At 69.5% G+C, this 13,517-nt stretch carries 14 protein-coding genes and 1 pseudogene; 10 read left to right on the top strand and 5 right to left on the bottom strand.

What is annotated here, in order from left to right; translation table 11 throughout:
- Window positions 1-30 precede the first annotated feature (30 nt).
- Window positions 31-450, bottom strand: a complete 420-nt coding sequence (locus ACYVID_RS10215; RefSeq protein ID WP_460736650.1) for a hypothetical protein — start codon at window positions 448-450, stop codon at window positions 31-33.
- A complete protein-coding gene (locus ACYVID_RS10210; RefSeq protein ID WP_460736864.1) occupies window positions 451-960 on the bottom strand; it encodes an O-acetyl-ADP-ribose deacetylase in 510 nt (169 codons plus the stop codon).
- Window positions 961-1,132: 172 nt separating this feature from the next.
- Between ACYVID_RS10210 and ACYVID_RS10205 the strand changes: the two genes are divergently transcribed.
- Genes ACYVID_RS10205 through ACYVID_RS10195 form a run of 3 tightly spaced genes read left to right on the top strand, consistent with a single transcriptional unit; the run spans window position 1,133 to window position 3,668 of the window.
- Complete coding sequence (locus tag ACYVID_RS10205; protein ID WP_460736648.1) at window positions 1,133-2,080, top strand: nuclease-related domain-containing protein; 948 nt, start codon at window positions 1,133-1,135, stop codon at window positions 2,078-2,080.
- A complete protein-coding gene (locus ACYVID_RS10200; protein ID WP_460736646.1) occupies window positions 2,017-2,793 on the top strand; it encodes an ATP-binding domain-containing protein in 777 nt (258 codons plus the stop codon). Before ACYVID_RS10205 ends, ACYVID_RS10200 begins: the two co-directional genes overlap by 64 nt.
- Window positions 2,790-3,668, top strand: coding sequence for an endonuclease/exonuclease/phosphatase family protein (locus tag ACYVID_RS10195; RefSeq protein ID WP_460736645.1), 879 nt, complete (start codon window positions 2,790-2,792; stop codon window positions 3,666-3,668). Before ACYVID_RS10200 ends, ACYVID_RS10195 begins: the two co-directional genes overlap by 4 nt.
- Here ACYVID_RS10195 and ACYVID_RS10190 read toward each other — a convergent pair.
- A complete protein-coding gene (locus ACYVID_RS10190; protein WP_460736643.1) occupies window positions 3,654-4,994 on the bottom strand; it encodes a hypothetical protein in 1,341 nt (446 codons plus the stop codon). The genes ACYVID_RS10195 and ACYVID_RS10190 overlap by 15 nt on opposite strands.
- Window positions 4,995-5,106: 112 nt before the next feature.
- On the opposite strand from ACYVID_RS10190, the gene ACYVID_RS10185 reads away from it, so the two are divergent.
- The 7 genes and pseudogenes from ACYVID_RS10185 to ACYVID_RS10155 all read left to right on the top strand — a co-directional run bounded on the left by ACYVID_RS10185 (window position 5,107) and on the right by ACYVID_RS10155 (window position 11,542).
- Entirely contained in the window at window positions 5,107-5,811 is a 705-nt protein-coding gene (locus ACYVID_RS10185; RefSeq protein ID WP_460736641.1) for a hypothetical protein, read from the top strand.
- A gap of 88 nt (window positions 5,812-5,899) precedes the next feature.
- Window positions 5,900-6,760 carry an ARPP-1 family domain-containing protein gene (locus ACYVID_RS10180; protein WP_460736639.1) on the top strand — a complete coding sequence of 287 codons (861 nt, stop codon included), beginning with the start codon at window positions 5,900-5,902 and terminating at the stop codon, window positions 6,758-6,760.
- Window positions 6,757-8,235 carry an ADP-ribosylglycohydrolase family protein gene (locus ACYVID_RS10175; RefSeq protein WP_460736637.1) on the top strand — a complete coding sequence of 493 codons (1,479 nt, stop codon included), beginning with the start codon at window positions 6,757-6,759 and terminating at the stop codon, window positions 8,233-8,235. Before ACYVID_RS10180 ends, ACYVID_RS10175 begins: the two co-directional genes overlap by 4 nt.
- Window positions 8,232-8,816, top strand: a complete 585-nt coding sequence (locus tag ACYVID_RS10170) for a dual specificity protein phosphatase family protein (protein WP_460736635.1) — start codon at window positions 8,232-8,234, stop codon at window positions 8,814-8,816. Before ACYVID_RS10175 ends, ACYVID_RS10170 begins: the two co-directional genes overlap by 4 nt.
- 72 nt (window positions 8,817-8,888) lie before the next feature.
- Window positions 8,889-10,415, top strand: a complete 1,527-nt coding sequence (locus ACYVID_RS10165) for an SIR2 family protein (protein ID WP_460736633.1) — start codon at window positions 8,889-8,891, stop codon at window positions 10,413-10,415.
- Window positions 10,416-10,549: 134 nt separating this feature from the next.
- A pseudogene (locus ACYVID_RS10160) lies at window positions 10,550-10,777 on the top strand (DUF2510 domain-containing protein); the annotation flags it as partial.
- Between the two features lie 78 nt (window positions 10,778-10,855).
- Window positions 10,856-11,542: a phospholipid scramblase-related protein gene (locus tag ACYVID_RS10155; protein ID WP_460736862.1), complete on the top strand. Its 687-nt coding sequence runs from the start codon at window positions 10,856-10,858 to the stop codon at window positions 11,540-11,542.
- Between the two features lie 41 nt (window positions 11,543-11,583).
- On the opposite strand, the gene ACYVID_RS10150 is transcribed toward ACYVID_RS10155, so the two are convergent.
- Both ACYVID_RS10150 and ACYVID_RS10145 read right to left on the bottom strand, forming a co-directional pair.
- Window positions 11,584-12,729 carry a hypothetical protein gene (locus ACYVID_RS10150; protein WP_460736631.1) on the bottom strand — a complete coding sequence of 382 codons (1,146 nt, stop codon included), beginning with the start codon at window positions 12,727-12,729 and terminating at the stop codon, window positions 11,584-11,586.
- 237 nt (window positions 12,730-12,966) lie between these two features.
- Window positions 12,967-13,517, bottom strand: a 551-nt coding sequence (locus ACYVID_RS10145) for a hypothetical protein (protein WP_460736630.1), incomplete at its 5' end; no start/stop codon positions are given.

Raw genomic sequence — 13,517 nt, 5'->3', positions numbered from 1 at the left:
GACCTCACCGACTTCGCCGCCTGCGGTCTCTCAGTCCTGGTCTGACAACGACAGCAGCCGTACTTGCCCCAGCGCGCGTTGAAGCACCCCCACCAATGCATGCCGATCCAGCGCGGAGAGCTCGTGCGCTGCGTCCTGGTGGGGCGCGGCGTCGTAGGGGCCGAGCTCCGTGGCTGTCTCGATGCAGTCGCCGACCAGCTGGAGGACAGAGGCGGGGAACTCGTAGGTCGTGCCGATCGAGTGCTCGTCGCCGGCGAGGATGATCTCCAGGCACGGCGCCTCCGATTCCGCGTTCCACACCTCCTCGACCACGACGGGTCGCATTAAGAGCACCATCAGGAGCGTCGCGAGCTCCTCCAGCTCGTCGATGTCCATCACCGAGAGCAGGTGCTCGACATCGTCGGCTTCGGTCTCGAATCGTGAGTCCAGGATGCCGTGATCCTCGGCCATTCAGCCCTCCTCGAGCCGGCTCAGCACCGCGCGATGGGTGCCGCCGCTGTAGGCGACCACGCGAACCTCACGGACCCGGGTCCTTGTGGTCTGCAGGGTCGTCACGGCGGCGTCAATTGCGTCATCCAAGGGCCACGCGTAGACGCCGGCGCTGATGAGCGGGAACGCGACGGTCTCGGCGCCGAGCTCGTCGGCGACCTCGAGGCAGCGGCGGTAGCAGGAGACGAGCAGGTCGCGGTCGGTCTCGCCGCGGCCGTGGTTGGGGCCGACGGTGTGGATGACCCAGCGGGCCGGCATCTGGCCTGCGGTGGTCCAGCCGGCGTCGCCGGTGGCGAGTCCGTGGGGGAAGCGGCGTATGCAGTCTGCGAGGACCTCGGGGCCGCCGGCGGCGTGGATGGCGCCGTCGACGCCTCCGCCGCCTCGCATGCGGCGGTTGGCGGCGTTGACGACCGCGTCGACGTCCTGGGTGGTGATGTCGCCGCAGACCGCCACGACGTCGGCGTACGACATGGTCACCAGCTCTCTCTCGTCACGGGTTCGCCGCAGGCGGGGCAGAGGACGCTCTCGCTCGGTTGGCCGGGCTCGGTGCGGCCGCGGGTGCCGCAGAAGTCGCAGACCCACCGTTCGCGTTCCATGGCTGCATCTTCGACCACGGCACCGACAACGCGCCTAGGTTGACGCCATGGCGCGCTGCATCCCGGAGGAGCCGACGTTCGTCACCGAGTCCGAGCGGCAGGTGTGGGAGCGGCTGCGCGACGGGTTGCCGGGTGACTGCGTGCTGATGGCCAACGTCCGACTGACCGACGAGGTCAAGGACCACGAGATCGACCTGCTGGTGCTGATCCCAGAGGCAGGGTTCGTGTGCCTGGAGGTCAAGGGCGGGTCGGTGTGGCTGGAGGACGACGGGTGGTGGATCAAGCGCGGCGAGAAGGTCGAGCGGTGCGACCCGGTGACGCAGGCGCGGGAGGGCAAGCACGCGGTCAGGAGGTACGTCGAGTCCGACCCGCGGTGGGGCAGCCGCGACCAGGTGGCGTTCTCGCACGGGGTGGTGCTGCCGCACACCGAGCTGCCCGAGGGGTTCTCGGTGCCGGAGCTGCCGCGGTGGGGGTTCCACGACCGCGGTGACATGGCGGATCTGCCGGAGCGGGTGCGGACCAACGGGTGGGGTCTGGCGCACGGACGCTGGACGCCCAACCACGACGACGTCGAGCTGGTGACGGAGATCCTGGCGGGGCGGTCGCGGCCGGCGTACGACGTCAACGCGGACGCCGAGGAGCGCGCGGCGACCGCGGACCGGCTGACGCAGGAGCAGATGGTGATCCTGCAGGTCACCCGGATGCTGCGCCGGGTCGAGGTGCGCGGGGGCGCGGGCAGCGGGAAGACGGTGCTGGCGCTGCAGAAGGCCAAGGACCTCACCCGCGGTGTGGGGGAGGGTGCGCGGCGGGAGCGGGTGGCGCTGCTGTGCTACTCGATCGGGTTGGCGGAGTACCTCAAGCGCGTCGTCGCGGGCTGGGACCGGCGGCACCGCCCGGCGTTCGTGGGCACCTACGAGGAGCTGGGGCGGCTGTGGGGCGTGGAGATGGGTCCGAGGACGACCCGGAGTTCTGGGAGTCCGAGCTGCCGCGGCTGATGGCCGAGCAGGCCGCCGGACTGGCCGAGGGGCACCGGTTCGACTCGGTGGTGGTCGACGAGGCGCAGGACTTCGCTGACTCCTGGTGGGCCGCGGTGCTGGGTGCGCTGCGGGACGAGGAGGCCGGTGGGGTCTTCGTGTTCAGCGACGAGAACCAGCGGCTCTTCGCACGGTTCGGGCGCCCACCGGTGCAGCTGGTGCCGCTCGTGCTGGACCACAACCTGCGCAACACCCGGCAGATCTACGACGCGTTCGGGCCGCTCGCGCCGTCGCGGATGCAGGCCCGGGGCGGGTCGGGCGCCGAGGTGCGGTTCGTGGCCGCGGCTAGCGAGGACGCCATCGATGTCGCTGACTCCCAGGTCGAGGCGTTGATGTACGAGGGCTGGGACCCCGCGCGGATCGCCCTGCTCACCACCGGCCACCGCCACCCGGAGCAGACCGCGCAGGTCACGCGGCACGGGAAGGTCGCCTACTGGCGCTCGTTCTGGGAGGGCGAGGACGTCTTCTACGGCCACGTGCTCGGGTCGAAGGGCCTCGAACGTGCGTGCGTCGTGCTGTGCGTCAACGAGGCCGGCGAGCGGGACCGGGCTAGGGAGCGGTTGTACGTCGGGATGTCGCGCGCCACCGACGTGCTCGTCGTCGTCGGCGACCCTGAGGTCGTGCGGCGGATCGGTGGCGAAGAAGTCTCGCGGCGGTTGGGGATCTCCGGATGACAGCGGCTGAGAGGCACTCGACGCCTGTCTCGCTGAGAATCGGTACCTGGAACCTCGAGGGTCGCTCGGGTCCGCGGCAACGCGACTTCCTGGATGCGTTGGGGTGCGACGTTCTGCTGCTCACCGAGGTGCCCGAGGCCCTGGACCTGGGCGGGTGGACGGTGCACCCGTCGGAGGCACCCATCCGTGATGGCGTGCGGTACGCCGCGGTGGTGGCGCGCACCCTCGCTCCGCACCCGTCACCCCATCCGGCATCGGCCGTCGCCGAGTACGAGGGCTGGCGCTTCTGCTCCTCGGTACTGCCGTGGCGCACCAGCGGCGGGGCTGCCCCGTGGTCGGGTGACAGTCAGGCAACGCGGACCCAGGCCGCCTGCGAGGCCATCGCGGACAGCGAGATCGACGTGTGGGGCGGGGACTGGAACCACGCGATGGAGGGTCGTGACGGGGCAGGCAGTCGGGCCGGTCGTGCGGCCATCGAGGAGGCGCTGGTCCGTCTCGGGTTGCGAGTCGCCACCGGGTCTCTTCCTGCTGCAGGCGAGTCGCAGCGCAGCATCGACCACATCGCTGTCCCACTTGCTGCCGACGTCGAGTCGACGGCGCGCGTCGTGGCTGCTGATGCGCGAGGTCGGCTCTCGGACCACGACGCCTACGTCGTCACGGCTCGTGTGCCTGAGGCGACAGCAGCCGAGACGGAGCCGGTGTGTAGGAGCAACGGCAGCCACCAATGGCTTCCACTGGTCTACGGCCTGCCGACCCCGTCGACGTTCGAGGCTGCGGAGCGCGGCGAACTCCTGCTCGGTGGATGTGTCAACTGGGACGACGCACCGAGCGAGCGATGTGCCACGTGCGGCACTGAGCGGCTAGTCGATCCCTAGGTGCTGACGCAGCGCAGAGGCCACTTCTCGTGAGGCCAGGTCGACCCGTTCGATGATGCGCGAGGGCACGACCGCTCCGCGGTCGATGAGGACCAGCCGCTGGGTGTCCATCAACACTGCTGGGACGTCCAAGGTCGCCGCATAGTCGGTCACCTGCGCGAGGTCCGGCGATCGCTGCCAGCTTCCGGCGTCATTGATCGCGAGCTTGACTTCGATCACGCACTGGGGCACTTCGCTGCGGGTGACGACGTAGTCAGCGCGCTTGCGGCCGATGGGGAACTGTCGGGTCCACGCGAGCTCCGTGTCAGCCAGGACCGCGCGCAACAGTGGTTCGACGACGTACTCCTCGACGTCGGCCTCCAAGCGCATAGCGCCTCCGGCGAGCGACACGACGTCGTCGAGGGTCATCGACTCCGCAGGCGGTAGGTCGGCACGGCCCGTGGGTGTGGTGACCACCTCGTCGACGTAGCCCTGGAGGTCCGGATCGGTGGAGACGAACGGCAGGGCGGCGATGGTCGCGGGCTTCAGGAACTTGCCGGACCGGCCTCGAAGGAGCAGCTCGCCGTCGGTTGCGTCCCGGATCACCTGCAGAGGGATCGGCTCGATCGGCATGAGGGGAGTGCAGTAGACCCACCACTGCTGGTCCCTGACCGTCCCGAGAGCATCGACGGCGAGGTCAGCGGTGTAGAAGGCGGACGAGGCGGCACGGGCGACGAAGTGCACCGCCTTGCGCTGGCCCGTGAAGTAGAAGAGGAGGAGGTCCCCCGGCTGGGTCTGTTTGGCTGCGGTCCACAGCACCTCGAAGACGCCCGACTCCCCGCTCTGCCACGCCTCGTCCAGTGCGTCGTCGGTGGGGAAGGAGGCTTCATCGCCGAGCATGAGCCAAGCCTGCTGCGGCGCTTCGTCGCGCGGGTCGGGCATTGCCTGCGCGAGCTCAGGAAAGTGCAGATCAGCACCGGTCGCCCAAGCCGTCTGGATGTGAGCGAGCTCGTCACGGATCGGGTCGGTCGCGTCGGGCGTCGCGTCGGTGCTTCGTTCCCACACCAGGCGCAGGACTGCGCCCTCGTCAGGGGTCCCCCAGATCGCCAGCTCTGAGGTTGGCGGTAGGACCTGCGAGTCGAGCCAGGCATGGGCGGCGTCGACATCCGGGACCTGAGCCACGACTACGCGTCCGCGTAGGCGGCTCCCGCCCTCTTTGACGTTGACCGTCGCACGCTGGCCGGACAGCTCGAAGTCGACGAAGCCGTCATCGTCGAAGACGGGCGAGGACCCGCCGATGGCCTCGACGTAGTCGGCGAGAAGCGCCTGGTGTTGGTCGAGAGCCATGCCGTCCTCCGGGTGTTGTTGGTCCGTTTTGGGGTGGTCGGATCCGATGAGCGCAAAGGTAAGGGACGCTTGCGACAAGTGTGTGTCGGTTGGTGCCGCTAGCCTCCGGTGGATGCAGAGCGCGGAGCCGCTGTACGACGGCCGTGTCGGCCTCAAGGTCGCCGACACCGTGCGCGGCGCGTGGGCCCTGCCGTCGTACGAGCGCGTATCGGTCGGCCGGCTGCCGGGCGCCGGCATCCACATCCCCGACTCGTGGGTGCCGAGCCGCTTGTGCCGGTTCCTGCCCTACGAGCAGGGGTGGCTGGTGCAGCTGGGGCGGGCGCGGGCGACGGTGCGCAGCAAGTACCTCGACGACGTCACCTTCCGCAGCCGCACCATCGTGGCGCTGCAGCCAGGCCAGTCCCTGATCGCGTTCCCTGAGCTCGACGACTACGTCCGGATCGCCGTGGTGATCGGGGCGGGTCAGGGCGAGGGGTTGCCTCTGGCCAGCGATGCGGCGGAGGGCTCGAGGGCGCCCGAGTTCCGCACCGCCTACCCAGGCGCCAGCGCGTCGCTGACACCCACGCAACGGCGGGTGATGGCGGTGACCTTCCACCACCTGATGACCGAGCAGCCTCCGCCGTCGAACCTCGCCGCGGCGGCCGCCGCCAAGCTCGGGACGACCGAGGCCAACGTGAAGGTCACCCTCGGGGCGGTGCGGAAGAAGGTCAACGACGAGCGGTGGATGAACCTCGAGAAGAACGACCAGCTCGGCCACTACCTCGTCCGGCTGACCCGCACGATCACCTGGGACGACCTGCCCTCCGAGCTCCAGTGAGCCGATTACCTGGGTAAGGGCCCGTTGAGGGCGCCTCGGCGCACTGTTCTCCTGTCGGCCCACCCGGGGCCGGAGTGAGGAGGCAGCGATGATCGAGCTGCACGTGGGCCGCGGGATCACCCGGGGCGCGATGACGGTGTTCCCGCTGTGGAGCGCCACCAGCGGCTACCGCCGCTACACGATGGGTGGCCGCGGGCTGCACGTCACCGAGTCACCGGAGGAGCCGCAGGTCGGCAGGCTGATGGTCGGCAACGTCGAGGACCGGCCGGCGCTGGTGCTCGAGGGCCAGCTCTTCGAGGGCGGGTGGCAGCACCGGATGTCGCGGCACTCGCTGATGGTCGGCGTGCACCAGCAGGTGCCCGTCGAGGTCGCCTGCGTCGAGCAGGGGCGCTGGGGCGGCACGTCGTCCCAGCACAGTCGGGGACGGCGGGCGACGCCGTACGTTGCAGACTCGGTGCGCCGCGGTCACGACGTCCAGGGGGAGGTGTGGCGCCGGGTCGCCGAGCACACCCGCGGCTTCGAGGGGCTGGAGACCGGGAGCTTCGTCGACCGGCTCGACCTGGCCGACGCCGAGCGGGCCCGGTGGGCCGACCTGCGACCGCTGCCGGGACAGTCCGGCGTGCTCATCGGCATTGGCGGGCAGCCGTACGTCGCGGAGGTCTTCGACTCCTCCTCGCGGCTGCGCGCCCAGCTGCCGGCGCTGCTCGAGGCAGCCGCGCTCGACGCCCGGTTCGCCCCGACCGTCGCGACCCCCGGTCGCCGGGCACGCCGGTTGATCGAGCGGCTCGACCGGGTCCGCCCGCGGCGTACCGAGCCGGCCGGTATCGCCGAGCGCTCCAGTGGCGCCAGCGAGCACCTCGACGTCGTAGCGCTGACGTGGCAGGGCCACCACGTGCACACGCGCGTCACGCACGTCCAGCACCCGCTCCTGGTCGGAGCAGGCCGATGAGGCTCACCAGCGCGCAGCACGACCGCGCGTGCGGGGTGCTGCTCGCCTCCGCGGTGGGCGATGCACTCGGCGCGGGCTACGAGTTCGGGTCGGCGACGTACGACGGGTGGCCGGCGATGATCGGCGGCGGACTGGGCGGCTTCGCGCCGGGAGAGTGGACCGACGACACCGCACAGGCGGTCGCCATCGCACGGGTCGCCATGACCGGCGCCGACCTGCGCACGACAGAGGCGCTCGATGCGATCGCCGCAGGCTTTCTCGAGTGGTACGCCGGAGATCCGGCCGACGTGGGCATCCAGACCTCTCACGTGCTCGGCCTGGCCGGTTTCGACGCCACCGCAGCGCAGCTCACCGCGGCCGCGGCGACCGTGCACGAGCGCAGTGGCGGCCGGTCCGCCGGCAACGGTTCGCTGATGCGCACCGCCCCGGTCGCCCTGGCCCACCTCGACGACCCGGTCGCCCTGGTCGAGGCCGCGATGCGGATCAGCGCGCTGACCCACCACGACCCGGTCGCGGGCGAGGGCGCGGCGCTGTGGTGCCTGATGATCCGGCACGCGGTGCTGCACGGAGCGTTCCCGATCGCGGAGGACGTGGTCGCGCAGCTCGGGACCACGACGACCGACTGGACCGCTGTCCTGGCAGAGGCCGAGGACCGGGCGCCGTCGGCGTTCACCGAGAACGGCTGGGTCGTCGGCGCGCTCCAAGCCGCGTGGTCCGCGATCACCCACACCCCCGTGCCCGAGCCGATGCCGTGCCGCCACCTCCAGGACGCGCTGGCGACCGCGATCGGCATCGGCCACGACACCGACACGGTCGCCGCGATCGCCGGCGCGCTGCTCGGCGCGCGGTGGGGTGCGAGCGCGGTGCCGCAGGAGTGGCAGGCGCCCCTGCACGGCTGGGGCCTGCCGCTCGCCGGCCACGAAACCGGCGCTTCGGCTCTGGTCGCGGCCGCGGCGCTGACCGTCCGCGGCGGCAGGCCGGACGGGCGCGGGTGGCCGACGGCCGCGCGAGTGGAGTACGACGCGTGGGAGGCCGCCGGCACCTGCGTCCCACACCCGCTCGTCCGCGACGTGTGGATCGGCGACGTGCGTGGACTCGACGAGCTGCCGGCCGAGGTCGACGCGGTCGTGAGCCTGTGCCGGGTCGGCCCTGACCAAGCGCCGGGGCTGGTCAGCCACCACATGCGGCTGCTCGACTCGGTGCCGGCCGACAACCCGAACGTCGACTTCGTCATCGACGACGCCGCGCGCACCGTGCTGCGGCTTCGAGATGCCGGGCGCCGGGTCTACCTGCACTGCGTCGCCGGTCAGAGCCGTACGCCGACGGTGGCTGCCAGGGTCGCGGTCCTCGACGGCGTACCCCTTGACCGCGCGCTGCGCGAGGTCACCGCCGTCCTCCCCGGAGCCCGGCCCCAGCGCTGGCTTCTCGACTCCCTGCGTCGACTCGGCGCCTCCACGAACGGAACACCCTCATGAGTCCCACCCACGCCAACATCAGCCAGGTCGCGCCGCGACTCTGGATCGGCGGCGACCTCGCCACTCACCAGCCCACCCTGGCCGCGGTCCAGCTGCACGAGATCGCCGACCTCGGCATCACCGACATCGTCGACTGCCGCCTGGAGTGGAGCGACGAGGACTGGGTCACCGCCGCCCACCCGGAGATGAGGTACCACTGGCTCGGTGTCGACGACGCCGGCCAACGGATGCCCGACGTCTGGTTCGACACCGGCACCGCGCTCGTTCGTGACGCCCTCGACGCCGGCGGCGCCGTCCTCGCGCACTGCCACATGGGCATCAACCGAGGACCCTCCATGGGGTACGCCGCGATGCTCAGCCTCGGCTGGGACCCGATCGAAGGCCTCGACGCCATCCGCCGGGCGCGACCGATCGCGTACGTCGCCTACGCCGAGGACGCCGTCGACTGGTGGCTTCCGCGCATCGGCGCGGACGGATCGGCCCGGGACGCAGCCAGGACCAGGTTGGCCGAGTGGCGACGTACGCACCACCTCGACGTTGCGAGGGTCATTCGGCAGGTCAGGCTGGGACAGGGGGCCTGAGCGCATCCGGACCCGGTGGCCGCCGGCTGAGCATGCTGGCGGCCATATCCATCGACCTCCAGGATCGACACCATGACTGGCCACCTCTTCGTCGTCCACGGACGCATCGAATCCGTCATCCACGACTTCGCCCTGGTGCCGACCTCAAGTTCCTTCAGCGTGCGCGGGTACTGGAAACCGGTGGTAGGCGCCGAGCCTGAGCGCGAACGACCCCCGGGGTGGCCGGGACGCGGGTACGCGCGGGCGAAGCACCGCAAGGACGTCTGGTTCGTCGATGTCGGCGGCCGTCGCAGCCATGGTGCAGACGTGGTGGTGGAACGCGCGGTCGGGGCACTCACCGAGATCGCCGCACTGGCCGAGCGTCCGTCGACAGGGCGCACCAAGTCACTGGTGGCCGTGCCTGTGCTGGGTATCGCCGGCGGGGGGCTGGGGGAGGACCGGGGCGCAGTACTCCGCCAACTGTTGAACGCGATGTCCCACGCGGCGGTCGAGCGGGACCTGGACATCGCGGTCGTGACCCCGGACCGCTCGCTGTACGGCGCAGCGCAGCACCTGCGCCGTCAGCAGCCGGCCTGGTCGCTGCCGGCGAAGCAGGTCGCGCAGGCCGAAAGGCTGGGGCGACGTGCTCGTGAGGGAGAGCTGGCCCTGTTCATGGGCGCCGGCGTGAGCATCCCCGCGGGCTTGCCCACCTGGGACGGGTTGCTGCGACGCCTGGCCCTGGCCTCTGAGATCGACATGGACGGCGGGCTGTCGAAGCTCAATGTGCTGGATCAGGCGAAGTACCTCGGGGCCACACTTCCGGACCTGGGACAACGGGTGGCCGCCATCGTCGGCGAGAAGACCGTTCCGTCCCTGAGTCACACCTTCCTGGCCGCGCTCGGCTGTCGCGAGGCAGTCACGACCAACTATGACCGTCTCTACGAGAAGGCTGTCCGGATGCAACGGGGGCGCGCCAACGTCGCCACGATCCTGCCGTGGCAGCCGCCCCGTGCAGGCAAGCAATGGGTGCTGAAGATGCACGGCGATGTGAAGGAGCCGGACAGCATCGTGCTGACCCGGCAGCAGTTCGTCCGCTACGACGCCGAGACGAAGCCGGCGGGAGCTCTGCTGCAGACGTTGCTGCTGACGCGGCACGTGCTCTTTGTCGGCGCGTCGCTCAATGACGACAACGTCGTCCGACTGGCCTACGAGGTGGAGCAGTTCCGCGAGAAGCACCGCCTCAAGGGTTCGATCGGCACCTTGCTCGACGTCGAGGACGACAAGGTCCGCCGGCAGCTGTGGGCGCCAAAGCTCGGATGGATCGCCATGAAGGGCGAGTCCATCCAGCATCGGGCGCGAACCCTCGAGATCTTCCTCGACGCGGTGGCTGCGTACGCATCCGACGACGCCTCCTGGTTCCTCGACGAACGCTTCGACGCGCTCGCAGGCGAGCACCGAGACCTCGTCAGGCAGGCGCGCAGGTTGTACGAACGGGCTGCGGCCGCGGGCGAGGCGTGGCAGCCGGTAGCCGATGCGCTGGCGGCCTTCGGCGCAGCATCGGGGTCGGATGCGGACGAAGCGGAGGAACGTCGCTGGCGCAGCCAGCTCCCACGGGGCTGACGACCACGAGGATCCTCGTCAGCGGACGATCTTCGGTCTGAGGCTGCCACCTGCCAGTCCAACGCCGAGAGGCGGCTCCTTCCATCTGTGGCGCGCGCCTGTGGGTGACCGTCATCGCTGCTAGCGTCGCGGGCATGACTCCGGGGTCGACTGCGGCGTGGTACCCGGACCCGTACGGTCGCTACGAGTTTCGATTCTGGAACGGCGAGGCGTGGACCGAGAACGTCTCGACGCAGGGGATGACTGCCGCGGATCCACTCATCGCGGCTCCGCCTGTCGAGGTGACGACACCCTCGTGGCAGGCGGACCCCTTCGGTCGATTCGAATCTAGGTACTGGGACGGGTCTCGCTGGACCGATCACGTCGCCTCCAGGGGCGTCACAGCCCTCGATCCACCCGTACCTGGCCCACGGTTTGGGGGCCGGCTGGCGGAGTCAGGCATGTCTGGCGCCGCGGCGTCCGTCTACGGAGAGTCGCGCTTCTTGGTCAGTCAGAAGGCGCGGATCCTGTCCAGCAACGCCAACTTCTCTCTGTCGGCGCCGGATGGGCGGCCGCTTGGCGAGGTGCGAGAGGTCGGCCGAGGCGCGATGCGCAAGCTGGTCGACCCGCGGTCTGATGGCAGCAGGACCTACAGGCTGGAGGTCAACGACGCGAACGGGCAGCCGATCCTTGTCATGATGCGCCCAGCCACGTGGAGCAAGTCGCGGATGAGCGTCGATGGACCAGGCGGACAGCGCATCGGGTACGTCGTTCAGGATCGCTCATCCTTCGCTGGTGGTGTGTCGTCGGCCGTGCAGTCAGCGAGATCGGTTCTGGGAGGTGCCGCGGCCGGTTCCACGGGCGACCATCGGGGCCCGACGTACGCCCGCTTCCGACTCGAGGCCTCGGGCCAGGTCGTAGGTCGTATCTATGCAGAGGACTTCGATGCGTGGAATCTCCGCATCGTGGATCCTCAGGACCGCGAACTAGCTCGCATCACCAAGGAGTGGGCTGGTTGGGCCAGGGAGCGCTTCACCCGCGCTGACCACTACGCCGTCGAGGTCTTCGCCTCGCTGCAGGACCCCCTGCGCTCGCTGGTGATCGCGTCTGCGGTGGCAGTCGATCTCGCCCTCAAGCAAGGTCACTGAGCGACCCGCTCGCGTTCCGTGGAGCTGGTGTCGGCCAGCGCTCAAGCAGGGCCCGCACAGCGCTCGGCGATGGCCGCAATGACGGCCTGCTCCTTCTTGGTCTGCTCGCCGTCCACCTCGGCTATGAGGCGCGCCGCCTCGACGAAGTGTGAGAGGTCGCCGTCCTCAGCATCCAGGCGAGCGAGGACGTCCGGCAGGTGGATATCGATCAGACGCGCCAGCTCGTCATCGACGATGCCGTGCTTTCCCTCGGCCATCGCCACGATGTGACGCAACAAGACGGCCTCGTCGTCGGAGATTCGAGGATCCGCGGTGACCACTGCCCATGCGACCCACAGCAATGAGCGAGGGTGCGAAGTCCTGTCTGTGAGCCGGTTCGCCAGCTCGATGATGCGGGCCTCGTTGCGGAACACCGCTCGTGCGTGTCGACCGGCCACGTGGGTGGAGTAGCGGTTGACGATGACAGACAGCGGCACCCCGACCGCTGGAATCCCGACCTTGATCACGTTGCGCTGGAGGAGGTACTTGCCTACGACCGGCAGACCTTTGGCTGTCTGCAGCACTCCTGTCCGGAAGTAGCGCTTGATCAGCGGCCGCACCAGCACCGGCACCGCCTTGACGACACCCTCGCGCGCCACCTCTCCGGACTTGATCGTGAACGCGACGCGGATCAACTTCCACAGGTCGTCGGGATCTTCGAGGTCGAGCGGTACGCCGTACAGGACGGCGATGTCGTAGGCAAGTCGCAACTGGAGCTGGGTCACGTAGACGACATCGGCCATCAACGTCGTGACAGCGGCAGGCACGGTGGCGGGGGACGCGCCGCCAGCCGTCCCGATGGTCGCGGCCACAGCGCCTGTGTAGGCACTCGCTGACAAGCCGCCCTCGACGGCGGCATACCGTGCCGCCATCTTGATCCGCTGCTCGACGATGGCGTCCGCCGGTAAGCCACTGTACTTATCTTGGAAGTACTGCCAGTCGACCTTCGTGGCATACGTCGCGAGCGAGTAGGTCAACAGCTTGGCGAACCAGGTGCCGCTCTTGATGTCGTCACCACTGAGCTGCTTGACGAAATCCTTGATCTCCGCCTGCTCGGATTCGACTACTTCACGATCCGCGTCGTCGACGGACGCCCCCATCAAACCGCCACCTTTGGTCTCGATGGTTGCTTCGTCCTTTTGTGACATGACTGCCTCTACTTCCTGATCTGTCGCGGGACGCGGCACGGGTAGCTGCTGTAGGTCTGCCCGTCCCTACCGCCCAGCAACCGCACCAGATCGGGAGAGCAGCGACCAGCTACTGCTCGTCGGGCCATGTCAAGGGCGCAGGGAATCGGGAAGTGAGCAGCGCCGCCGATGGTTCGACGCTCTCGCTCTCGCTCGTTGAGTGACGCGGGTGCACCTGCGAGCAACGGTGTGCGCGGGCTACTCGCTGTCGTCCCGATCGACCAGCTGAGTGACGACCTCGCCCAACCAATCGGCGTACTCGTCGAGTCGGTCTATCGCCGCGTCGCGGGCTCCCTGCCCCCGCTCAACCATCCTGACGAGTTCCTCATCCGACAGCCGCGCCAACCGCTTGGATGCCGGGGTACCTCGCAACCACCACCTGAGGCCTTGCGTGTCGAGGGAGTAGCTAACCAGCACCGCTCCACCCGAGGTTGAGAACGTCGGGGTCCGGCCCCCGCTGTCCAGTAGACGATCCTCAGCCTCGGCCATGACAGAACCCGAATGGAGCCCTGCTTGGTCGACCTCCAGAAGCAGGTCCGCGAGGCGCTGGACCAGCTCTTCGAATCGACCTTCATCAGCTGACTCAGTGCGGGTGCGAGGGGCATCAGTCACGAGGGACCTAAGCCCGGATCCGTAAGTTCTTGGCTGGCCCGGGAGGGTCGGGTGTGGCTGAGCCTTGATCGCCTTGCTGGTGGCTCCGGTGGATTGGCCGCCCGGCTTCTCCTGGGGCGCCTTGGCTGCTGATTGAG

The sequence above is a fragment of the Nocardioides ginkgobilobae genome, assembly GCF_054781275.1.
The sequence above is the reverse complement of the archived record's forward strand: the minus strand, read 5'-3'. Positions and strand labels throughout refer to the sequence as shown.